We start from the raw sequence: 22,110 nt of genomic DNA on the forward strand, positions 1-22,110 counted from the left end.
CCGACCAGGCCGACCAGGCCGACCAGGCCGACCGAGCCGGAGAACGCCGAAGCCCCGCGGGTCGCGTGGACCCGCGGGGCTTCGGCGCGTCACCGTCGCGGCGGCCCGTCAGGATCCGCCGTCCGACTCCCGGACGCGGTCCGCGTCGCAGTAGTCCTGGTGCCAGTACGGGTAGGGCAGTCGCGGGGCGCTGACCTCGTCGAGGGCGGCGTGCTCCTCGGGCGTCAGCGACCAGGTCGTCGCCGCCAGGTTGTCGGTCAGCTGGCGCTCGTTGCGGGCGCCGATGACGACCGAGGTGACGCCCCTTCCGTCCAGCGCCCAGCGCAGCGCGACCTGGGCCGGGCTCACCTCCCGCTCCTGCGCGATCTTGCGCAGGACGTCGATGGTGTCGAAGGTGCGCTCGGGGTCGACGGGCTCGAACCAGCCCACCGCCCGCCGGGTGCCCGGCGGCGGCGTGGCGCCGCGCTCCTGGTGTCCGCTGAGCAGACCGCCGGCGAGCGGGCTCCACACCATGACGCCCACGCCCTCGGCCTCGGCCATGGGCAGCAGTTCCCACTCGACCTCGCGGGCGGCGAGGCTGTACTGGATCTGGTGCGAGGCGAAGCGCTCCAGACCGGCCCGCTCGCTGGTGGCGAGCGCGCGGGTGAGCTGCCAGGACGTCAGGTTCGACGCGCCGACGTAACGGACCTTGCCGGCCCGGACGAGGTCGTCCAGGGCCCGCAGGGTCTCCTCCCACGGGGTGCGGCCGTCCCAGCCGTGCGTCTGGTAGAGGTCGATGTAGTCGGTGCCGAGCCGGCGCAGACTGGCCTCGACCGAGCGCACGATGTGGTGCCGGGACAGACCGCGGTCGTTCGGACCGCTGCTGCCGTCGGGCATCTGCCAGCGCACCTTGGTCGCGATGATCACGTCGTCGCGACGGGTGCCGAGGGCGGCTCCGAGGACCTCCTCGGACTGTCCGGCGGAGTACATGTCGGCGGTGTCGAAGAAGTTGACGCCCGCGTCCATGCTCGCGTGGACGAGCCGCCGGGCCTCGATGGTGTTGAGCTGGCCCATGTGCTGGAACCCGTGGCGGCCCCCGAACGTCATGGTGCCGAGGCAGATCTCGGAGACCTGGAGGCCGGTGCGGCCCAGGTAGCGCATACGCATGTGCATCGTTTCCTTCGGTGTTCGGTGTTCCGCGTCGGCGGGGAGGGTCGCTCAGGACGCCTCGACGGGCACCCGGTGCTCGGCCGCGGGGGCCTCGGCCGCCGCGGTCCGGCCCGGCCGCAGGAAGGCGATGGCGGCGACGGCTGCGAGCAGCAGCGCGCCGGCGGCGATGAGCACGCCGTTCTGGACGCCGTTCAGGACGGCGGCGGGGCCGCTGCCTCCCGCGGACTCGATGCCCGCGGCGGCGACGGTGGCGAGGACCGGGGTGCCGACGGTCACGCCGAGCTGCTGGCCGGTGTAGGCGAGGCCGGTGGCCAGGCCCTGCTCGCGGTCCGGCAGGCCCGAGGTGGCGGTGATCATGTAGCCGACGACCGCGAGGAGGTGGCCGAAGCCGCCGGTGGCGGTGGCGATGAGGAGCAGCGGCATGCCCTGGGCGGCGTCGAGGAAGAAGAGCGAGGCCGTGCTCACGGCCTGCAGCAGCAGACCGTAGACGAGGGCGCGGTGGACGCCGATCGCTCCGATGATCTTGGCGGCGAAGGCGCCGCCGAGGACGGCCGCGATACCGAGGGAGGCGAAGGAGAAGCCGGCGTTGAGCGGGCTCATGCCGCGCACCTGCTGCATGTACAGGGTCAGCAGGAACACCATGCCCGTCATCATCGCGAAGGTGATCAGGCCGGTGGTGTTGCCCCAGCTGACGGTGCGGCGGCGCAGCACCTTCAGGTCCACGAGGGGTGCGGAGACCCGGGACTCGATGGCGAAGAAGGCGATGAGGAGGACGAGTCCGGCGGCGAGGGAGACCAGGGTGGTGGTGGAGCTCCAGCCGTTGCGCTCGGCGGAGGTGATGCCGAAGATCACCGAGAGGAGGCCGCCGGTGACGGTGACGGCGCCGAGGAGGTCGAGCCTCGGGGTCTCCTCGTTGCGGCTCTCCTTGATGAGGATCGGGGCGGCGATGACGGCGAGGACGCCGACGGGGACGCTGATGAAGAGCGTCACGCGCCAGCTGGTGAAGTCGGTGATGACGCCGCCGAGGACCACGCCGGACAGGAAGCCGAGCGACAGCAGGGCGCCGTTGATGCCGAGCGCGCGGTCGCGCTGGGGGCCCTCGGCGAAGCTGGTGGTGAGCAGGGACATCGCCGCCGGGGTGAGCATGGCGGCCGCGACGCCCTGGGCGGCGCGGGCCGCGAGCAGGAAGCCGGGGGTGGGGGCGAGGCCGCCGGCGAGGGAGGCGACCGTGAAGAGGGTCATGCCGACGATGAACCAGTTGCGCCGGCCGTAGAGGTCGGCGACGCGGCCGAAGAGCAGCAGCAGACCGCCGGAGGGCAGGGCGAAGGCGGTGACCACCCACTGGAGGTCGCTCAGCTTGAAGCCGAGGTCCTCGCCGAGCGCGGGGAGGGCGACGCTGAGGATGGAGAAGTCGAGGGCGAGCATGAACTGCGCGCCGCACAGCAGGGCGATGATGAGCCACTGGCGGGTCGTGAACGGCGTCTTGCCGGTCATCGGAGTGACGGATTCGGAGGTCATGACAGAAGGCTGGCAATTATCAAGATGCTGTGGGGAGCCCGAACGTATCCTGGGTTTATGACCACCAGTCTCAACGCGGTACGTGAGCCCCGTCGTCGGGAGGAGCTCAGGAACTTTCTGCGCGCACGCCGGGCCCGCCTCAGGCCCGAGGACGTGGGCCTTCCCCCGGGCGCGCGCCGTCGCACACCGGGGCTGCGCCGGGAGGAGGTCGCGCTGCTGGCGGGCATGGGCGCCTCCTGGTACACCTGGCTCGAACAGGGCCGGGACATCAAGGTGTCGGAGCAGGTCGTGGCGGCGATCAGCCGGGCGCTGCTGCTCGACCCGGTGGAGCGGGACCACCTGTATCTGCTGGTGGGGATGAACCCGCCGCAGCGCGCGGCGGACGAGCTCCCGGACACGGCGCAGTTGACCGCCCTCCTGGAGGGCTGGATGCCCAGTCCGGCGTATGTGATCGACCGGTGCTGGGACATCGTGGGGCTCAACCGGGCGGCCGGCCTCGTCTTCGGCTTCGACGAGCGGGACACCAACTGCCTGGTGTCCTTCTTCACCAACCCGGCGTTCCGGGCCCGCCATCGGTACTGGGCGGAGGTCGCCCCCGGCCTGGTGTCCGAGTTCCGCAGGGACGCCGCCCGTTACCCCGCGGAGTCGCGGTTCTCGGCGATCTCGGACCGGTTGACGCAGGAGAGCGAGGAGTTCGCGGAGCTGTGGTCCCGCTACGAGCTCTCGGCGACGAACCGGGGCACGAAGGCGATCGACCATCCGCGGGCGGGGCTGATGATCTTCGACCACTCCGTGCTCGAGATTCCGGACCGGCCGGGCATCAGGCTGATGCTGCACACGGCGCAGGCCGGTACGAAGACCCGCGAGAAGGTCGTGGAACTGCTCGGGCGGGACGAGCGGAAGGGCCGGATCTCCCTGGTCGAGGCGGGCTGAGCGGCACAAAAAGCCCTGGTGGGAGCGCCGTTCGGAGGTCTCACAAGAGAACGACTGAAGCCCCGGTGGAGACCGGCTCGGAAAGTCAAGACAGACCTCACCTCAGTGACAATGCTCTGATACACATGGCTGCGATCGGTTCCCGTGAGCAGAGGAGATCCCGTGTTCCAGAAGAGCAGGCTCATCACCGCAGGCGCCGCCGCCGCGGTGGCGCTCGGCGTCGGATTCACCAGCCAGCCCGTCGCCTCGGCCAGCGCCACCGGCGACCTCCCCCCGGTCAGCTCGGTCACGCTGAGCCAGGGCACCACCTCGGCGCCCTTCAAGATCAGGGCCGACGGCAACCGCAAGGTCCTGTACCGCAAGGCGATCGTGCAGCCGGGCGCCTCCACCGGCTGGCACTACCACCTGGGCGAGGAGATCGCCGTCATCAACTCCGGGACGTTCACCCGGATCGACGGCTCGGACTGCACGGCGAAGGCGTACGGCCCGGGCGAGTCGCTCGTCGAGCCCGTGGGCCCGGACACCGTGCACATGGGCATCAACAAGGGCACCGAGCCCGTGGAGCTGTACGTCGTCGACATCATCCCCACGACGGCCACCGGCCCGACCACCGCCGCGCCGGACCCGGGCTGCGACATCGACGCGGCGATCGCGAAGATCAAGCCCAAGAGCAAGAGCGCCGGAGCCAACTGATGCGTCTGCCGAGCCCGCTGGGCATCTCGGGCCCCACGCTCTGGCTGCCCTCCGGCCGGCAGAGCGCGGCGGACGCGGTCGCGCGTGGACTGACGGACGCCGAGACGGCCGCCGAACTCGGGCACTCCGGACTGCCGGTGGCCGACCTGGCGCCGCCGGAGATGGCGGTCGAGGCCGGCCGCGAGGCCCTCGCCGCGGCCGGGGTCGACCCCGGCTCCGTCGGCCTCCTGATGCACGCCTGGATCCACTACCAGGGGCACGACCTGTGGTCCCCCGCGCACTACGTCGCCGACCGGGTCGGGGCCCACGACGCGCTGCCCCTCGGCGTCCAGCAGGTGTGCAACGGCGGCGCGGCGGCCGTGGAGCTGGCCGCCGCCCGGCTGTTCGTCGAGCCCGGGCTCGGGCACGCGCTGCTCACCACCGCCGACGCCTTCGCCGAGCCCGGCTTCGACCGCTGGAGCGGGGACTACGGCATCGCCTACGGCGACGGGGCCACCGCCCTCGTCCTGCACCACCTGCCGGATCACGAGGGCGGCCGGCCGGCCGATCTGGTCCTGCACGCGGTGTCGACGGTCGCCGCTCCCTCGCTCGAGCGCATGCACCGCGGCGACGACCCGTTCAGCCCGGCCGCCCGCTCGCTCGGGCCGCGGGTCGACATCCGCCGCACCAAGAAGGCGTTCCTCCAGGCGGGAGGCATGGAGGCCTTCGCGGAGGCGAGCGCCAGGTCGCTGCAGAACGCCGTGGAGTCCTGCCTGGCGGCCGCCGGGCTCTCCGCGACGGGCGACACGCCGCTGCGTTACGTGGTGGCGCCGCGGCTCGGCCGCAAGACCCTGGATCTGGCCTATGTGCCGCCGCTGTCCAAGCTCACCGGGGCGGAGCTGCTGCTGCCCGGCGAGGAGACCGGGCACCTGGGGGCCGGTGACGCCGCGGCCAGCCTCGCGGAGCTGCACGCCCGGCGGATGCTGGGCCCCGGCGAGTACGCCCTCGTGGTGAGTGCCGGCGCCGGCTTCACCTGGTCGTGCCTGCTGGTCAGCGGAACCTGACAGATTCTCTATGGATCCGCCCACATATGGCGATCGGCCGGGGGAAGCCCCGGCCGATCGCCATATGCGCGTCGCGCGGGCCCGAACGGCCCCCGCCGGCCGGCTACATCGCCGACGCCAGGGTGCGCAGGGTGCTGCCCATGCCCCGGCGCTCCTGCCGCGGCAGAACGGGCCGATGGGTGTCCAGGGACGGCTCCCCGCGCAGGATGTCCTGCTCCATCTGGACCAGGAACGGCGAGGGTTCCAGGCCCAGCTCCTCCACGAGGCGGGCCCGCAGCCGCCGCATCACGGCGAGCGACTCGGCCCGCCGGCCACAGCGGTAGAGCGCGAGCATCAGGTGCCGGTGGAAGTTCTCGTGGAGCGGGTGCCGGGCGGCGAGCCCGGTAAGCTCCGGAACCAGGGTGTGGTGGGCACCGCGCTGGAGGTCCGCGTAGATACGCTGCTCCAGGGTGCACAGCAGGGACTCGTCCAGATGGACGATCCGGGCGCCGAGCAGTTCTCCGGCCTCCACGTTGACAAGCGCCGGTCCACGCCACAGCGATGCCGCCTGGTGGAGCAGATCGGAGCCCTCGACGAATTCGCCGCGCTGGACCGCGGCGTTGCCGGCCGCGGTCAGCGTCTCGTATTCGGAGATGTCGAGCTTGACCCTCTGCGTGGACAGCACATAACTGCTGCCCTCGGTGATGAGGATTTCTTCGGCAATTTCGTTGACGGTCTTCTTGAGGGCCTCCGCGAAGATACGGCGGACCTGCCCGATATACGTCTGAATCGTTGCGGTGGCCGTACGGGGAGGATTGCTCCCCCACAGCTCCTGAACCAGCGCGTTGACCGATACCGCGCTGTCGGCATTGACAGCAAGGAGAGCCAGCAGACGGCGCGGCTTGGGCGCGAGAGCGACCAACTCCATGTCATCGTCGAATACGGCCATCGGTCCCAGGACATGAATCTGCACAATTTCCCCCTCATTGGCACATCCACACCACTCTACGGGGAAACGGTCCACCCATTCCCCCCGGTGTATGTACCTGACACGAGTCATGACCAGCTTAGCAGGAACTCGCCAGAAGACGCTTTTCAGCCCCTCCTCGAACGCAATGTTTACGGGCTGGAACCTTCGCTGTTACCTGCCTCACAGACGAAAAGACGAAGGCCGCATTGAATTGCCTGTCGGCTAATTCAATGCGGCCTTCCGCACCTCTCGGAGATATACCCCCGAGGGGTTTATTTGAGAGTGCCGAGAACGGTGATGCTCCGCTCCAGGTACTCCTCGAACTGGGCCCTTTCCTCGGGCGTGAACTCGGCGCCCAGCGCACCCTCGACGGCCAGGGCCGCCTTGTCGGCCTTCTTCGCGATGGCACGGCCGGCCCGGGTGGCCCGGTTGACCACGACCTTCTGGTGCAGCTCCGAGGGTTCCCGGAAGACCAGGTCGGCCTTCTCCAGGTTGGTCAGCACCGTCGCCATCGTCTGGGGCGTGACCATGCATTCGCGTGCGAGCTGGGCCGCGGACATGCCGTCCGAGACCGACAGCAGCAGCAGAACCGAGTACTGGGGCACCGTCAGGCCGTACTCCCGCAGCACGTCCGTCTTGCAGCCGATCAGGGCCTGCTCGGCCCTCTTGATCGTGTGCCCGAGTCGACCTGCGGCGACCGTCTCCGTCGTCGTCTTCGCCATATCAATAGTCTCGCATACCGCAGAAGACGAAGCAGTAGTCGTGCATTGTCTCCGCCGCCCCGGCCGACCGCCGTTTCCCGGGGCGCGGACGGTCACCGGACCGCCCGACGCCTGGCCGGGGGGATCGCGCAGGTCAGCCGCGCGGTGCAGGTGCGCCGGCCCTGTTCGTCACGGATGACGATCTCGTAGGTGGCGGTGTGCGTACCGACGTGCAGCGGTCGGCACTCACCCCTGACCCGGCCCGAGCGCGCCCCGCCGTGGTGGGTGCAGGACAGCTCCTGGCCGACGATGATGCGGTCGGCGCCCGCGTGCGTCCAGGCGGCGAGCGAACCGAGCGTCTCGGCCAGCACCGCGTTGGCCCCGCCGTGCAGCAGGCCGATCGGCTGGCGGTTGCCGGCCACCGGCATGGTGCCGATCACCAGGTCCGGCTCGCAGACCTCGATCTCGATGCCGAGGCGCTCCACCAGCTGCTCGTCGACGTAGGGGGACAGGACCTCGACGGGTCCGAGGGCGGTCTGTGTCATGAGCCGCCCCCTCAGCGCGCGGAGGCGGGCTCGGGCGTCGCCGCGGAGGGCTCGCCGGCGGCTTCGGTCGCGGCCTCGGCCGCCCCCGGGCCCTTGAGCAGGCTGCCGACGACCACGGCGGTGACCGCGCAGGCCGCCGCGACGATCCACATGGTGGTGTGCAGGCCGGAGGCGTAGGCGTCGGACATCGCGGCCACCGCGCGGTCGCGGACCTCGCCCGCCGGCAGCGTCTCGGCGGCCGCGTTCAGGCCGCCCTGCAGGGCGCGCGAGGTCAGCGCGTCCGCGCCGCCCTGGAAGGCGGAGACCGCCTTCTCGTCGAGGGCGCTCTTGGTGAGCGCCGTGACGAGAGCGCCCAGGCCGGCCATGGAGACCGCGTCCGAGGTGAGGCGCACCGTGTTGAACATGCCGGCGGCCATGCCCATCCGCTCGGGCTCGACGGACGAGACGGCCGCGCCGTCCAGGATGCCGAGCGAGATGCCGTAGCCGATGCCCAGGAAGAGCAGCGGGCCGGCCAGCACGGCGGTCGAGGCGCCCGGCTCGACCACGGTCAGCCAGGCGGCGCCGACGGCGGAGAAGGCGAGCAGGACGACGAACAGCGCGCGCTGCGAGACCTTCTGCGCGACCATGCCGGTGAGGGCGGGCATCACCAGCGAGGGGCCGGTCAGCAGCAGCAGGACCAGGCCGATCCGGGCGGCCGACATGCCGCTGGTGGAGGTGAGGTACGGCGGCAGCACGATGACGAGCGCGACGAAGCTGAACGCCAGCACCAGCGGCACCAGGCAGACGGCGAGGAACTGCGGGCGGGCGAAGAGCCCCAGGTCGAACATCGGGTTCTCGGAGCGGCGCTCGACCCCCACGAAGGCGGCGAGCAGGACCACGCAGCCGACGGCCGAGGCGAGCACGATCGGGTCGGTCCAGCCGCGGCCCGGGCCCTCCACGAGGGCGAGGACGAACAGGGCGATGCCGAAGCCGAAGACGAAGGTGCCGGCCCAGTCGAAGCGGGGACCGCGGTTCGGTTCGGTGCGGGGCAGCAGCGGGGTGCTGAGCAGGACGAGCGCGGCGACGCCGGCGAGCACGAGGAAGACCGAGCGCCAGCCCCACAGGTTGACCAGGACGCCGCCGAACATCGGGCCGAACGCGAGGCCCGCGCCCAGGAAGGTGCCGAAGAGTCCGAACGCCTTCACCCGTGCGGGGCCGTCGAAGGCCTGGGCGACGATCGCGGTGATGGAGGCGAGGGCGGCACCGCTGCCGAAGCCGGAGATGGCGCGCGAGACGTCGAGCAGCAGGATGCTGTTGGAGAGACCGGAGACGGTCATCCAGAAGGCGAAGAAGGCCATGCCCCAGGTGAACATCCTGCGGTGGCCCACGCGGTCGGCGAGCGAACCCATCGCCGCGAGGCTGCTGGACGCGGTCAGCATGTAGCCGTCGACCACCCACTGGGCAGCGGCGAGGGAGCTGTGCAGGTCGGCGCCGATGTCGGGGACGGCCACGGACGGGCCGGTCACCACCAAGGTCATCAGTGGGCCGACGACGCACGCCGCGGCGAGTGTCGCCCGCGGGTTGCCGGTGGTCACGGAGAATCACCCCTGTTCTGTCTGTTCGTAAGCAGGTATGTGTAAGAACTCTGTCATAGAGTAGAGGCCTGAACATGTCGGCTGTCAATGTCGTATGGCAGAGTTCTGCATGAAGACGAGGTCCTGTCACAGGAATCGAGAGGGCGGGACGTCAATGGGCACAACGGGAGAGGCGGTGCGCACGCAGATGCGCAGGATCCAACTGGGCGGTTCGCAGAGGACTTTCGCGGCCGTCGGCCTCGGCTGCATGGGCATGTCGTGGGGGTACGACGAGCTGGGCCGGGACGAGAACGAGTCCATCGCGGTCGTACGGCACGCCCTCGACCTCGGCGTCGACCTGATCGACACGGCCGACCAGTACGGCCCGTTCACCAACGAGGTGCTGGTCGGCAAGGCGCTGCGGGGCCACCGCGACAGGGCCCTGCTGGCCACCAAGGGCGGGCTCGTCGTGGACGACCCGGCCACCTACAAGAGCCACCGGGACGGCCGGCCCGAGTATCTGCGCTCCGCCGTCGAGGCGAGCCTGCAGCGGCTCGGCGTCGAGCACATCGACCTCTACCAGCTGCACCGGATCGACCCCGAGGTGCCGGTCGAGGAGAGCTGGGGCGCGCTCGCGGAGCTGGTGAAGGAGGGCAAGCTCGGCTCGATCGGGCTCTCCGAGGCCTCGGTCGACGAGATCGGCCGGGCGCACGCGGTGCACCCGGTCGCGTCCGTGCAGAGCGAGCTGTCCCTGTGGACCCGCGAGGCCCTGAAGGACGGCGTGGTCGAGTACTGCGGGCGCGAGGGCATCGCCTTCGTCGCGTTCGCCCCGCTCGGCCGCGGCTTCCTGTCCGGGCTGATCAGCAGCCCGCAGGACCTGCCGAAGGTCGACGGCCGGCACCGCATCCCGCGCTTCCAGCCCGAGGCCATCAGCGCCAACCAGGAGATCGTCGACCGGGTGCGGAACCTGGCCGACCGCCTCGGCGCGACGCCCGCGCAGGTGGCGATCGCCTGGGTGCTGGCCCAGGGCGAGCACGTGGGCGTCATCCCCGGCACCAAGACCCGGCGCTACCTGGAGGACAACGTCGAGGCCGGGTCCCTGACCCTGCCGCCCGAGGCCCTCGCCGAACTGGCGGACCTGCCGGAGGCGGTCGGCGCCCGCTGACCCGCTCCGTTCCACGGCACACGCCGAGGGGGCGCCTCGTCCGAGGCGCCCCCTCGTGCTCGTTCCCGCCGGCTACACCGGCTGGCGGCGCGTGCCCGGCATCAGGGTGGCGGGGACGACCGGCCAGCCCTTCTCGGCCGCGTGGGCCGTCATCCGCGGGTTCCCTCCGACGACCGTCGGGTGACCCACCATGCCCAGCATGGTCAGATCCCCCGGGTCGTCGCCGTACGCGTAGCAGTCGGCCGGATCCGCACCGAACTTCGCCAGCGCCTCCCGGACCGCGTCGGCCTTCGCCTCGCCGAACATCGCGTGCCGGATCGCACCCGTCATGCGCCCGTCCGCGTCCAGGTCCGGCTCGGTGCACAGCACGAGGTCGATGCCCAGGTCGTCGGTGATCGGGTGGAGCGTCGCCGGCCAGGAGCCGGAGATGACCACCGTGTGGTGCCCGGCCTCCTGGTGCTGGCGCAGCCGGGCGACCGTCGGCTCGATGAACGGCGCCCCGCGCTCCCGCAGGTGCACGTACCACTGCCGGGCCTCGTCGACCAGGTCGTCCCAGGGGACGCCGGCGAACAGCTCGTAGAACTTGGCCACCACCTCGACCGGCGTCACGCCCATGGACGCCAGCCGCCGCAGCGGCTCGACGACCCGCTCGTACGCGGCGCCGGTGACGTCTCCCTCCTGCTTCATGCGGTGCCGCAGCAGCGAGAACGGCGTCTTCATCGCGACGAGCGTCTCGTCGGCGTCGAAGAAGGCCACCACCGGGCGGGAGTGACCGGTGACGAGGGGCGGGAGGGCGGGGGTGGTGGTCAAGACCGGCTCCTGAGGTGTGCCGCTCGGGTGAGCAGTCGCGTGATGTCCTGCGGGCGCCCGGGGTCGACCCGCGCGAGCAGATGGCCGTCGGGGCGCACGACCGCCACGACGGGGCCCCGGCCGAGTGCCCGGGCCAGGCCCCGGGGAACGGCACGGGACAGATCGAGTACGGGGGTGCCCTCGGGCAGCTCCCTGCGGACCAGGTCGCGCGTCCCCTGCCAGTCCGCCGGCGGGGTCCGGGTGCCGGGCCACAGCAGCACGGTGTGCCGGTCACGGTCGATCGCGGGCCAGCCGCCGCCGTCGAGGCGGGGGGCCGCGGACCCGCTGACCCGCAGCGGCATCCGGGGATGCCGGTCGCCGTCGTAGCTGACGGCCGTCTGGCTCAGCTGCGGAGCCAGCTTGCGCTGGAAGAGACCGGTCCGGTCGGCCGCGGTGAAGGCGGCGTTCCGCAGCGCGACCTTGGCGGGCGTGTCGACCAGACCCGCCTTGGTCAGCAGCGCCGTCGAACGGGCCACCTCGTGGGAGACGGCGCGGCGTTCGGAGTCGTACGAGTCGAGGATCGACTCCCCGAACTCCCCGCGCAGCACGCCGGACAGCTTCCACGCCAGGTTGAACGCGTCCTGCATGCCGGTGTTCATGCCCTGGCCGCCGGCCGGGCTGATCACATGGGCGGCGTCGCCCGCGAGGAAGCAGCGGCCGCTGCGGAAGGCGGAGGCGATCCTGACCCGCACCCGGAAGGAGCCGCTCCACAGCAGCTCCTCGACATGGCTGCGGCCGGCCGCCCGGTCGTCGACGACCTGCTGGAACATCTCGCGGGGCGGCGGGTTGTCCTCGTCGTACGCCTCGTGCGGCACGTTCAGGGCGATGCGGTGGACGCCGTCGCCCATCGGGCCGAGCACGATGGCGCCGCTCGGCGCGTAGCAGTAGTGCGAGAGGTCCTCGGAGAGGCTGGTGGTCAGCCGGGCGTCGGTGATCGCGAACGACACGTCGACCGGCGGGCCGTCGTAGGCGATGCCCAGCTCCTTGCGGACGGTGCTGTGCGCGCCGTCCGCGCCGACGACCCAGTCCGGCTCCAGCTCCTCGATCCGGCCGTCCTCGTGCTCCAGCTTGACCTTGGGGCCGTCCGCCGCGTTGTCGAGGGCGGTGAGCCGGACGCCCTGCTCGACCTCGCCGCCGAGCGCGACGAGGCGTCGGCGCAGCACCCCCTCGGTGTCGTTCTGCGAGAGGGTGAGGGCGAACGGGTAGGGCGAGTCGGGCAGTTTGCTCATCCACGCGGTCGCCAGTCGCCGGCCGCGCGCGTAGAAGGCGGTGCCGGCGAGGCGGTGCCCCGTGTCGAGCAGCTCCTCGGTGACCCCGATCCGGTCGAGCAGTTCGAGGTTGCGCGGCCAGACGACGTTCGCGCGGGAGTGCGCGGTGTGTCCGCGGCCGGCGTCCACGACACGGACCGCGATGCCCTGCTGCAGCAGTTCGCACGCGACGACCAGGCCGACCGGGCCGGCGCCGACGACGAGGACCGACTGCCCGGGGCGGGTGTCCGTCAGGCCGCCCACATCAGGCCTCCGTTGACCTCGACCACGCTGCCGTTGACGTACGAGCTCTCCTGCGAGGCGAGGAAGACGGCGGTCGCGCCGACCTCGGAGGGACGGCCGAGGCGCCCGGACAGCAGGCGGCCGCGGTAGCTCTCCCAGGCGCGCTCGTTGGAGGCCAGCTCCTTGCCCATGCCCTCGTCGATGTAGCCGGGCGACAGGCAGTTGACGGTGATGCCCTTGGGGGCGAGCTCGACCGCGGAGGTCCGGGTGAACATCTCCACGGCGGCCTTGCTGGCGCTGTAGGCGGCGGCACCGATCGCCGCCCGGCCCGCGACGCAGGACGACACGTTGATGATGCGGCCGCCGATGCCGGTGGCCTCGCGGCGGGCCGCCATCGGGGCGATCACGGCGCGCGTGCAGAGGAACACGCCGGTCAGGTTGGTGGCGAGCGTGGTGTTCCAGTCGTTCACCGAAAGCCGGGCGATCTTGCCGTCGCGGCTGACGCCCGCGTTGTTGACGAGGACGTCGACTCCGCCGAAGGTCTCGGTCGCGGCGGCGATCAGGCCGTCCACCGAGGCCTCGTCGGTGACGTCGGTGTGGTGGAAGAGCAGTCGGTCGCCGTGCTCGTCGGCGAGCTCCTTGATGTCGTACGGGTTGCGCGCGGCGACCACGACCGAGGCGCCCTCCCTCAGGAAGGACTCGGCTATCGCCCGCCCCAGGCCCCGTGTGCCGCCAGTGATGACGGCCGTCTGTCCGTCGAGCCTCATGGCTCCTCCATCCGATGCTGCGTGTGGTGTGCGTGTGGGGGGGGCCGGTGCGCCGGCGGGGAAGGGGCCCGCCGGCGCACCGGGTCGGGGCGTCAGTACCAGTTCAGGAGCGCCGCGCCCGCGGTCATGCCGCCGCCGACGGAGGCCATCAGGACCCGCTCGCCGCGCTGCAGCGGCCGCTCCCGGTGCGTGGCGTGCAGGGTGAGCGGTACCGAGGCGGCGACGGTGTTGCCCAGGTGCGGCGCGGTGTACGCGACGCGGTCCGGGTCGATGCCGGCCTCCTTGACGAAGGTCTCCAACAGCCGGGTGTTGGCCTGGTGGAAGACGAACCGGTCGATGTCCTCCAGGGCGAGGCCGGTGTCGTCGAGCGTCTGCGCCGTCAGCTTGGCCAACACCGCGAGGGCGTAGTCGCGCACCGCGCGCCCGTCCATCCGGAAGTAGTGCTTGCCGGCCTCGCGGGCCTCGGCGTCGAGCGGTGTCCGGGTGCCGCCGCCCTCCACGCCCACGTAGTGGTGGAACTCCCCGTCGGTGACCAGGTGCACCGACTGCAGGCCGTAGCCCTCGGGCACCTCGCCGAGCAGCACCGCGCCCGCGCCGTCGCCGAAGAGGCTCACGGTGCGCCGGTCGGACCTGTCCATGATCGTGGAGAACATGTCGGCGCCGACCAGCAGCACGTGCCTCCCGTGCCGGCCGGCCTTCAGCAGCCCCTCGGCGACCGACAGGCCGTAGAGGAAGCCGCTGCAGACGGCGTTGATGTCGAAGGCGGGCAGGGTGGAGAGACCCAGCTTGTGCTGGAGGATCGCCGCGGTCGAGGGCTGCGGCACGTCCGGGGTGCTGGTCGCCACGACCAGCGCGCCGAGCCGCTCGCGGACCTCGTCCGAGACGCCCTCCAGTGCCTCGCGGGCCGCGTGCAGGGCCAGGTCGGACGTGGTGGTGCCGGGCTCGGCGTACCGGCGCGTGAGGACGCCCGTCCGCTCGGTCACCCAGGACTCGGGCATCCCCGTCCAGGCGCTGATCTGCTGGTTGTCGACCACCGTGTCGGGTGTGTAGGAGCCGATCGACAGGACACCGACGGGCATGTTTTACCTTCCCTGTGCTTGGTGAATGGTGGTGGGTCGTACGGCGCGGGGCGTCAGTGGCCCATGCCGAGCCCACCGCTGACCGGCAGCACGGCGCCGGTGATGTACGAGGCCTCCTCGCCGGTGAGGAACCGCACGGCGGCGGCCACCTCGTCGGCGGTGCCGGCCCGGCCCAGCGGCGTCATCGCCAGGTACTGGTCCATGCGGGCCGGCCGCACCTCGCGCAGCATGTCCGTCTCGACGAGCCCGGGGGCGACGACGTTGACGGTGATGCCGCGGCTGCCGAGCTCCCAGGCGAGGGAACGGGCGAGACCGACGAGGCCGGCCTTGGCGGCGGTGTAGTTGGTCTGCCCGGGCGATCCGGTGAACGCGACCGCCGAGGAGATCAGCACCAGCCGGCCCCAGCGCCCGCCGAGCATGCCCCGGGCCGCGTGTTTGGCGACCCGGATGACCGACCGCAGGTTGGTGTCGAGGACGGTGTCGACGGCGTCGTCGTCGAGGCCGAGCAGCAGCCCGTCCCGGGTGATGCCGGCGTTGGCGACCAGCACCTCCACCTCGCCCTGGGCGGCCGCGACCTCCTTGAAGGCGCGTTCCACCTGCGCCTCGTCGGTGACGTCGCAGCGCACCCCGAACAGTCCCCGGGGAGGTTCTCCGGTGCGGTACGTGACGGCCACCCGGTCGCCGCGCGCGGCGAGCGACCGGGCGACGGCCAGACCGATGCCGCGGTTGCCGCCGGTGACGAGGACGGAGCGGCCCGAGGGTCCGGGAGCCGTGGTCATGCCGGCGTCACCACGATCACCGCGTTCTGGCCGCCGAAGCCGAACGAGTCGTTGACCGCCGCGCCGATCGGCATCGGCCGGGCCTCCTTGGCCACCACGTCCACCCCGATGCCCGGGTCCAGGCTGTTCAGGTTGGCCGTCGGCGGGACGAGCTGCCGCTCCACGGCGAGCACCGTGTAGACCGCCTCGGCGGCGCCGGCGGCGCCCAGCAGGTGCCCGACGACGCCCTTGGTGGAGGTGACGGCGGGCTTCTCGCCGAAGACCCGGCGGAGCATCCCGGCCTCGGTGATGTCGTTCAGCGGCGTCGACGTGCCGTGCGCGTTGACGTGGTCGACCTCGGAGACGTCGACCAGGGCGTCGGCGAGCGCCGCGCGTACGGCCCGCTCGGCGCCTCCGCCGGTGGGGTCGGGCGCAGAGGCGTGGTGGCCGTCGGCCGAGGCGCCGAAGCCGGAGACGCGGGCCCTGATGCGGGCGCCGCGCGCCCGGGCGTCCTCGACCCGCTCCAGGACCAGCATGGCCGCGCCCTCGCCGGCGACGAAACCGTTGCGGTCGGCGTCGAAGGGGCGGGAGGCCGTGGCCGGGTCGTCGCGCCGGGTGGACAGCGCGCCGGCCCGGGCGAGGCTCGCCATGGCGGTCGGGGACATCGCGGCCTCGGCACCGCCGGCCAGGACGATGTCGCAGACCCCGGACTCGAGGAGCGCGCGGGCGTACCCGATCGCCGTGTTGCCGGAGGCGCAGGCGGTCGAGACGACCTGGTTGGGGCCGAGTGCCTTGAGGTCCATGGCGATGTAGCCGGCCGTCATGTTGACCGGGCCCATCACCATGAGCAGCGGCGAGACGAACTCGGGCCCGTCGGCGAGGTGCTTGCCGTGTTCGCGTTCGACGGTGGACCAGCCACCGAGCGAGGTGCCGACCACGACGCCGACGCGGGGGCCGTCCCAGGCCGCCGGGTCGAGCCCGGCGTCCTCGACGGCCTGCCGGGCGGCGACCACGCCGAAGTGGCTGATCGGGTCCATCCGGACGGCGCTGCGCCGCCCCAGCAGGGCGCCCGCGTCGAAGTCCGGCACGCGGCAGGAGAAGTCGACGGGCAGACCGGCCAGGTCCGGGTCGGCGGCCGCGGTGGACCGTCCCGACCAGACCCGCTCGAAGTTGGCCTCGACGCCGAGGCCGGCCGGGGTGACCAGGCCGACGCCGGTGACCGCCACGTCGAAGCGCTTGGTGCGCCCGCCGGGGCGCTGAGTCGGGATGCCGGTCATCAGGCCGCCGCCACCTTGCCGTCGATCTCGGCGAGGATGTCGGCGAAGGTGTTCTCCGGGGTCAGCCCGGTCTCGTCGATCTGGACGCCGAACTCCTTCTGGACGATGACGCTGAGCTCGATCAGCGCGAGGGAGTCCAGGTCGAGCTGGTCGAAGGTGGAGGTGGTGTCGAGCTCCTCGGCGGGCACGCCGAGCTTGTCGGAGACGAGGGCGAAGAGACGGTCCTGGTTGGCGGACATGAGGGTTCTCCTTGGAGTGGGATGGGTGTTCGCGTGATGCGGAGTGATCGGTTCGTGGTGCGGCCGGTCAGCGCTTGCTGACGACGGCCGCGGTGAAGGTGAATCCGCCGCCGCCGTTGAGCACGAGTGCGTGTGCTCCGGGCCGCAGCTGGTTCGAGCGGGCCAGGTCGGCGAGGGAGGCGTTCAGGTCGCCCGCCCCCACGTGCCCGGTGGCCCGGCCCAGGTCGAGCACCTGCGCGGAGGTGACGTCCCGGAGCGGGGGGATGTAGGCCTCGTTCATCGCCTTGGTGCCCAGCCGCGGGATCACGGCGTAGTGCAGCCGCGGGTCGTCGCCGGTGAGTCCGGCGTCGGCCAGGCACTCCTCGACGACGGCGCGGATGCGGTCGGCGGCGGTCTTGACGAAGAACTCGACGCCGTACGCCTTGATGAAGGCGCGCTTGGTGCGCCGCACGTCGATCATCGGGCTGTGCCCCATCGGCGTGGCGTTGAGCTCGTCGCCCTCGCGGTGCATCACCTCCAGTTCGGAGGCCGTGCGGGTGGCGAGCGAGTGCAGCATCAGGTCCGGGGCGAAGTCGTGTCCCGAGCCGGGTTCCGCCGTGCCGGTGGTGCGGTGGACGAGTACGGCGGTGGCCGCGTCGCCGGCCGCCATCCCGTAGTCGCTGCGCCAGCGGTGCCAGCTCGGCATCAGGAAGCGGTCGGCGGTGGTGACCAGGGCGGGGCCGGCGGCCGGGTCGCCCTGGAGCCGGCTCGCGGCCAGTTCGATGCCGATGGCGCCGCCGTTGCACTGCTGGAGCAGTCCGATCGGCACCGCGTGGTCGGCGCCGATCCGGCGGGCGATGTAGTGCGGGGCGGACCAGGCGTCGTGGCCCTGGTGGTGGACGCTCGCGTGCAGGACGAGGGAGAGCGCTTCGGGGCGGGCGCCGGAGAGCTTGAAGAGGCAGTTGGCGGCCTTGACGGCCATGTCCGGCGGCGCGGTGTGCTCGCTGACCGGGAGGGAGGTGTAGCCGAGTTCCCGGGCGGTGCGGGCGTCGATGTCACCGGAGGCGACGGCCTCCTCGGTGGTCTGGATGCCGTCCGGGTACCAGGCCGTGGCCGAGAGGCCCAGGGGCGCGTGCAGTTTCACGGGCCGTCACCTGCCGTCCGTGCCGGGCAGCGGCAGGGCCGCGACCTCGACCTCGGCCGTGCAGACGGACTCCCCGTCCTGCCGGAAGTCGACGGTGAGGCGCTCGCCTTCGGAGGGCGTCACGAGGACGTCGACCGGGCTGTCCAGCTCCACGAAGCGGCGGAACGTGGCGCCGAAGGCGCGGGCGTACCGCTGCTCGGCCCGCCCGCCCGAGGCGAGCACGGCGGCCTGGCGGGCCGCCTCCATGAGGGCCATCGCCGGTACGTGGTCCAGGGGGTGGTCGTACATGGCCGCGTGCTGCACCGGGACGTCGAGGAGCGCGCGCAGCGCGGTCGTGTCGTCGGGGTGGCGCTCCGCGTCCGTGAGGACGACGTTCTCCGTGCGCTCCCGGCCCACCAGGGCGGGTTCGACGGGCGTGCCCGTGCGGGAGGCCGGCATGTCGGAGGAGAGCGGCGGGACGGAGCCGCGGCTCTTCGCGCGGTGCGCGGTGTAGCCGTCGCGGCTGAGGTATCCGGCCACGATGACGCTCGTCCCGGCCCGTCGGCCGCCCACCAGGAACACGCAGTCGAGCGTGGCGGCCAGCAGCTTGGTGCCGCGCCGCTTGAGGTCGCGCGTGGTGACCTCGATGACGAGTTCGTCCGGGGCGTCACCGCGGGAGCGCAGTGCCGCGAGGTCGGTGAACTCCGTGGTCCAGTCGCTGATCAGGAAGGAGGTGTCGTACGTGACGTCCAGCCACTGGTGCGCCACGACGGTGACCGCCTGGCGGGCGGCCTCCAGGAGGAACAGCGGGTCGAGCAGGGCGGGCCGCTGGGTGTGGTCGTTGTAGTAGCCGTGGGCGCGGGGCGCCTGGACGGCGACGGCGTAGGCGTCCTCGCCGTGCCGTACGGCGTCGGTGACGAAGACCTCCATGACGGCCCGGCGGTGCACCAGGACGCGGTCCATAGGACGCTGGTAGGCGAGTTCGGCCGCGGCCGGGGCCGCTTCCGTCGGCTCCTGCTCAGCAAGGGTCATGCCCGGTTCCGTTTCGTCCGTGGGTCTGCTTTCGGCGGGCCCCCGAGAGGGCGTGTTTCAAGCCTCACAGCCGCCCCTGGGGTTTCGTCTGCGAATGACTGGGTAGTCGGCCGGGGCCTCACATGGGGTCGGCTTGAGAGCCGCTGGAGATTCACTGAAGGTCCGTCACCAAGCCTTCTGGGCATACGAGAAAGGCCGCCCCTGCCAGGGACGGCCTTTCTTCGTTCGGAGCTGTGAGGTTGTGGAGGCGGGCGGTCGGGGGATGCCGGAGGGCCTGATTCAGGCCGTTTCCACGGCGAGGACGACCTTGCCGCGCACATGCCCGGTTTGCACGAGCTCATGGGCGCGGGCCGCGTCGGCGAGCGGGAACTCGGCGCTCACATGGACCTTCACCTCGCCGCGGTCCGCCATCGCCACGAGTTCCGCAAGGTCGACCGGGTCGGGGCGGACGAACACATAGCGTCCGCCGAGTCCGGTCACGTCACCGGAGATGGAGGCGAGCCGTCCGCCCGCCCGCAGCAGCGCCGGCGAGCCGTGGAGGGTGTCCCCGCCCATCAGGTCGAAGACGGCGTCGACGCCCTCCGGGGCCAGCGCGCGCACCCGGCCGGCGAGCCCGGGGCCGTAGGTCACCGGCTCCGCGCCGAGCGACCGGAGGAAGTCGTGGTTGCGCTCGCTGGCCGTACCGATGACACGGGCGCCGAGGGCGCGGCCGATCTGGACGGCGAGCGATCCGACGCCGCCGGCCGCCGCGTGGACGAGCAGCACATCGCCCGCCCGGACGTCGAGATGGCGGCGGAGCGCCTGGTACGCGGTGAGGCCGGCGGCCGGCAGTCCGGCCGCCTCCCGCGGGTCGAGGGAGCGGGGCTTGTGTGCGAGGGTGCGTACGGGCGCGGCCACCAGCTCGCCGTAGGTGCCGCGCTGCATGTGGTCGGCGCGGACGTAGCCGACGACCTCGTCGCCGGGGGCGAACTCGGTGACGCCGAGGCCGGTCCGCACGACGACACCGGACAGGTCGCAGCCCATCACCATGGGGAAGTGGGACTCGAACCAGTCGTCGATGTACCCCTCGCGGATCTTCCAGTCGGCGGGGTTGACGCCCGCGTACCGCACCCGGACGAGCACGACGTCCGGGCCGAGACGCGGCTCGGGCAGGTCCATGAGCTGCAGGACCTCCGGGCCTCCGTAGCGCTGGATGGCGATGGCCTTCACGGGCGAACCCCCTGACGGGACGGTGGATGTACGGGCCTTCGGCGCCCTCCGCGGGGGAGGGACCACTGGCGGCCCCCGCCACTATAGGGCAGACTTAAGCCAGGGTTCTGCGACACCTATGGCAATTGACATACGTACGAGGGCTCAGCCAGAGTCGCGGTTATGCTCGTACTGTCCGCAGCCACCGGCAAGTTCGGAACCAACGTCCACATCGTCGCCGCCGGGCCGGGAAACCCCTGCCTCATCGTCGACCCCGGGCACGACTCCCGCGAGGCGGTCCTGCGGGCCGTCCGCGCCCATCGCCTCACACCCGAGGCGATCCTGATCACACACGGCCACATGGACCACACCTGGGACGCCGTGCCGCTCGCGCGGCACTACGGAGTCCCGGCCTGGATCCACCCGGCCGACCGCTACCAGCTCGGCGCCCCCGCCAAGGGGCTGCCCGACTCGTTCCCCCGCGAGCTGCTCGTCGGACACCCCGACCAGGAGCCCGACGAGGTGACCGAACTCCCCGAGCAGGGGGGCGAGCTGGCCTTCTCCACCGGCACCGTCACCGTGCTGCACACCCCCGGCCACACCAGTGGCTCGGTGATGTTCCGCTTCGAGGGCGGCGACGCTCCCCTCCTCGCCACCGGCGACACCCTGCTCGCGAACGGCCCGGGACGCGCGGACGCGCCGACCGCAAGCCCCGCGAGCATGGCGGACTCGCTCCGCAAGGTCTCCGGCCTCTGCCCGGCCGACACCCGGCTGCTCACCGGCCACGGCCCCACCACCTTCCTCGACCAGACGGGAATCCGATGACGAACACCGCCGCCCCCACGACCTCCGGCAGCCGCATGCGCACGGTCCGCTTCGACTCCTTCGGCGGCCCGTCCGTCCTCACCGTCGGCGAGGTCGTCACGCCCGAGCCCGAGGCCGGCCAGATCACCGTCGACGTCCGGTACGCGGGCGTGAACTTCGCCGAAGTGATGTTCCGCCGCGGCCAGTTCCCGGTCGGTCTGCCGCACTTCCCCGGCCTGGAGGCGGTCGGCACGGTCCGCGCCGTGGGCGAGGGCGTCAGCGGCTTCGAGCCGGGCGACCGGGTGGCCGCGCTCACCCTGGGCGGCGGCGGCAACGCCGAGGTGGTCGCCGTCGGCGCCGAGCACGCCGTCCGCCTCGACGGCGCACTCGCCGACCTGGACGGGGCCCTCGCGGCCGGCGCCCTGTGCAACGTCACCACCGCCTACGGCGTGCTCACCTCCGCCGGCCACCTCGCCGAGGGCGAGACCGTGGTCGTCCTCGCCGCGGCGGGCGGCGTCGGCACGGCGGCGGCGCAGCTCGCCCGCTCGCTCGGCGCGGGCACGGTCATCGGTGTGACGAGCTCGCCCGCCAAGGCGGAGTACGCGCGCGGATTCGGCTACGACGGCGTCGTGTCGTACGAGGAGCTGAAGCAGGAGGTCGAGGAGCGCACCGGCGGCAAGGGCGCGGACCTGGTCCTGGACTCCGTCGGCGGCGCGTTCCGGTCCTCCGTGACCGAGATCCTGGCCGCCTTCGGCCGGCACGTCATCTTCGGCAACGCGGCCGCCGAGGACGTGACCTTCGAGGGCAACCACCCCTGGTACACGAACAGTTCCCTGGCCGGCTACAACCTGGGCGGCGTCGCCGGGCGCGCGCCGGAGCTGCTCCGCGCCCACCTGGAGCACGCGCTGACCGAGGTCGCCAAGGGAAGCGTGCGCGTCGACGTGACCGTGCTGCCGCTGGCCGACGTGACCCGCGCCCACGAGCTGCTCGAGACGCGGGCCTCCACGGGCAAGTACGTCCTCGACGTGCGCTCCTGACCACGACACGACCAGTAGACGACAGACGGCCACAGCAGCCGGGAAGACGGGGGAAATCACATGGCGCGCGAGTCGGAGTCGGGGCTGCCCATCGAGCCGGTGTACGGGCCGGGGTCGCTGGAGGGCTGGGATCCGGCGGGAAAACTGGGTGAGCCGGGTGGGTATCCGTTCACCCGTGGTGTGTATCCGTCGATGTACACGGGCCGGCCGTGGACGATGCGCCAGTACGCCGGTTTCGG

Annotated in this window: 23 protein-coding genes; 7 read left to right on the plus strand and 16 right to left on the minus strand. The window is 72.1% G+C overall.

The genetic code is table 11. From position 1 onward, the window contains the following. Positions 1-108: 108 nt before the first annotated feature. Positions 109-1,146, minus strand: a complete 1,038-nt coding sequence (locus ACH414_RS28820; protein WP_382545446.1) for an aldo/keto reductase — start codon at positions 1,144-1,146, stop codon at positions 109-111. Positions 1,147-1,197: 51 nt separating this feature from the next. Then, a complete protein-coding gene (locus ACH414_RS28825; RefSeq protein WP_398943957.1) occupies positions 1,198-2,667 on the minus strand; it encodes an MFS transporter in 1,470 nt (489 codons plus the stop codon). Between the two features lie 57 nt (positions 2,668-2,724). Here ACH414_RS28825 and ACH414_RS28830 point away from each other — a divergent pair, with 57 nt between their 5' ends. From ACH414_RS28830 to ACH414_RS28840, 3 genes are all read left to right on the plus strand, one after another. Beyond that, a complete protein-coding gene (locus ACH414_RS28830; RefSeq protein ID WP_382545440.1) occupies positions 2,725-3,600 on the plus strand; it encodes a helix-turn-helix transcriptional regulator in 876 nt (291 codons plus the stop codon). Between the two features lie 162 nt (positions 3,601-3,762). Next, positions 3,763-4,293, plus strand: a complete 531-nt coding sequence (locus ACH414_RS28835) for a cupin domain-containing protein (protein ID WP_382545438.1) — start codon at positions 3,763-3,765, stop codon at positions 4,291-4,293. Next, positions 4,293-5,336, plus strand: coding sequence for a 3-oxoacyl-[acyl-carrier-protein] synthase III C-terminal domain-containing protein (locus ACH414_RS28840; RefSeq protein WP_382545435.1), 1,044 nt, complete (start codon positions 4,293-4,295; stop codon positions 5,334-5,336). The genes ACH414_RS28835 and ACH414_RS28840 overlap by 1 nt, the downstream gene beginning before the upstream one ends. A 103-nt stretch (positions 5,337-5,439) precedes the next feature. Here ACH414_RS28840 and ACH414_RS28845 read toward each other — a convergent pair whose 3' ends face one another. The 4 genes from ACH414_RS28845 to ACH414_RS28860 all read right to left on the minus strand — a co-directional run bounded on the left by ACH414_RS28845 (position 5,440) and on the right by ACH414_RS28860 (position 9,105). Further along, positions 5,440-6,264, minus strand: coding sequence for a BTAD domain-containing putative transcriptional regulator (locus ACH414_RS28845; protein WP_382545432.1), 825 nt, complete (start codon positions 6,262-6,264; stop codon positions 5,440-5,442). Between the two features lie 293 nt (positions 6,265-6,557). Further along, on the minus strand, positions 6,558-7,007 hold the full coding sequence (locus ACH414_RS28850; protein WP_382545429.1) for a MarR family winged helix-turn-helix transcriptional regulator: 450 nt from the start codon (positions 7,005-7,007) through the stop codon (positions 6,558-6,560). A 92-nt stretch (positions 7,008-7,099) separates the two neighbouring features. Further along, entirely contained in the window at positions 7,100-7,531 is a 432-nt protein-coding gene (locus tag ACH414_RS28855) for a hotdog fold thioesterase (protein ID WP_382545426.1), read from the minus strand. 11 nt (positions 7,532-7,542) lie between these two features. Next, positions 7,543-9,105, minus strand: a complete 1,563-nt coding sequence (locus ACH414_RS28860) for an MFS transporter (RefSeq protein ID WP_382545423.1) — start codon at positions 9,103-9,105, stop codon at positions 7,543-7,545. Between the two features lie 187 nt (positions 9,106-9,292). Here ACH414_RS28860 and ACH414_RS28865 point away from each other — a divergent pair, with 187 nt between their 5' ends. Further along, entirely contained in the window at positions 9,293-10,249 is a 957-nt protein-coding gene (locus tag ACH414_RS28865; protein ID WP_382546015.1) for an aldo/keto reductase, read from the plus strand. 72 nt (positions 10,250-10,321) lie between these two features. On the opposite strand, the gene ACH414_RS28870 is transcribed toward ACH414_RS28865, so the two are convergent. The 10 genes from ACH414_RS28870 to ACH414_RS28915 form a co-directional block, all read right to left on the minus strand. After that, positions 10,322-11,059 carry an HAD family hydrolase gene (locus tag ACH414_RS28870; protein ID WP_382545420.1) on the minus strand — a complete coding sequence of 246 codons (738 nt, stop codon included), beginning with the start codon at positions 11,057-11,059 and terminating at the stop codon, positions 10,322-10,324. After that, entirely contained in the window at positions 11,056-12,609 is a 1,554-nt protein-coding gene (locus tag ACH414_RS28875; protein WP_386567208.1) for an FAD-dependent monooxygenase, read from the minus strand. The genes ACH414_RS28870 and ACH414_RS28875 overlap by 4 nt, the downstream gene beginning before the upstream one ends. Further along, the gene (locus ACH414_RS28880) at positions 12,597-13,355 is read right to left on the minus strand and encodes an SDR family NAD(P)-dependent oxidoreductase (protein ID WP_382545414.1); all 759 of its coding nucleotides are present in this window, start codon (positions 13,353-13,355) and stop codon (positions 12,597-12,599) included. Before ACH414_RS28880 ends, ACH414_RS28875 begins: the two co-directional genes overlap by 13 nt. 92 nt (positions 13,356-13,447) lie before the next feature. Next, positions 13,448-14,434 (minus strand): 3-oxoacyl-ACP synthase III family protein, encoded by a 987-nt coding sequence (locus ACH414_RS28885; protein ID WP_382545411.1) that lies wholly within the window; start codon positions 14,432-14,434, stop codon positions 13,448-13,450. A 53-nt stretch (positions 14,435-14,487) separates the two neighbouring features. Further along, on the minus strand, positions 14,488-15,213 hold the full coding sequence (locus ACH414_RS28890) for an SDR family oxidoreductase (RefSeq protein ID WP_386567203.1): 726 nt from the start codon (positions 15,211-15,213) through the stop codon (positions 14,488-14,490). Continuing rightward, positions 15,210-16,469, minus strand: coding sequence for a beta-ketoacyl-[acyl-carrier-protein] synthase family protein (locus ACH414_RS28895; RefSeq protein ID WP_382545405.1), 1,260 nt, complete (start codon positions 16,467-16,469; stop codon positions 15,210-15,212). Before ACH414_RS28895 ends, ACH414_RS28890 begins: the two co-directional genes overlap by 4 nt. Next, positions 16,469-16,708, minus strand: a complete 240-nt coding sequence (locus ACH414_RS28900) for an acyl carrier protein (protein WP_382545403.1) — start codon at positions 16,706-16,708, stop codon at positions 16,469-16,471. Before ACH414_RS28900 ends, ACH414_RS28895 begins: the two co-directional genes overlap by 1 nt. A gap of 67 nt (positions 16,709-16,775) precedes the next feature. Continuing rightward, positions 16,776-17,831 (minus strand): ketoacyl-ACP synthase III family protein, encoded by a 1,056-nt coding sequence (locus ACH414_RS28905; protein ID WP_382545400.1) that lies wholly within the window; start codon positions 17,829-17,831, stop codon positions 16,776-16,778. A 6-nt stretch (positions 17,832-17,837) separates the two neighbouring features. Continuing rightward, entirely contained in the window at positions 17,838-18,842 is a 1,005-nt protein-coding gene (locus ACH414_RS28910; RefSeq protein WP_398943963.1) for a ScbA/BarX family gamma-butyrolactone biosynthesis protein, read from the minus strand. A 279-nt stretch (positions 18,843-19,121) separates the two neighbouring features. Next, complete coding sequence (locus ACH414_RS28915) at positions 19,122-20,051, minus strand: NADP-dependent oxidoreductase (RefSeq protein ID WP_382545395.1); 930 nt, start codon at positions 20,049-20,051, stop codon at positions 19,122-19,124. A 162-nt stretch (positions 20,052-20,213) separates the two neighbouring features. On the opposite strand from ACH414_RS28915, the gene ACH414_RS28920 reads away from it, so the two are divergent. The 3 genes from ACH414_RS28920 to ACH414_RS28930 all read left to right on the plus strand — a co-directional run. Next, positions 20,214-20,855 carry an MBL fold metallo-hydrolase gene (locus tag ACH414_RS28920; protein WP_382545392.1) on the plus strand — a complete coding sequence of 214 codons (642 nt, stop codon included), beginning with the start codon at positions 20,214-20,216 and terminating at the stop codon, positions 20,853-20,855. Beyond that, positions 20,852-21,871 carry a zinc-binding alcohol dehydrogenase family protein gene (locus ACH414_RS28925; protein ID WP_382545389.1) on the plus strand — a complete coding sequence of 340 codons (1,020 nt, stop codon included), beginning with the start codon at positions 20,852-20,854 and terminating at the stop codon, positions 21,869-21,871. The genes ACH414_RS28920 and ACH414_RS28925 overlap by 4 nt, the downstream gene beginning before the upstream one ends. A gap of 60 nt (positions 21,872-21,931) precedes the next feature. Beyond that, positions 21,932-22,110: methylmalonyl-CoA mutase family protein (locus ACH414_RS28930; RefSeq protein WP_382533305.1), on the plus strand; the 179-nt coding region annotated here is incomplete at its 3' end.

The sequence above is a fragment of the Streptomyces sp. NPDC020422 genome (genome assembly GCF_044386705.1).
GTDB lineage: Bacteria > Actinomycetota > Actinomycetes > Streptomycetales > Streptomycetaceae > Streptomyces.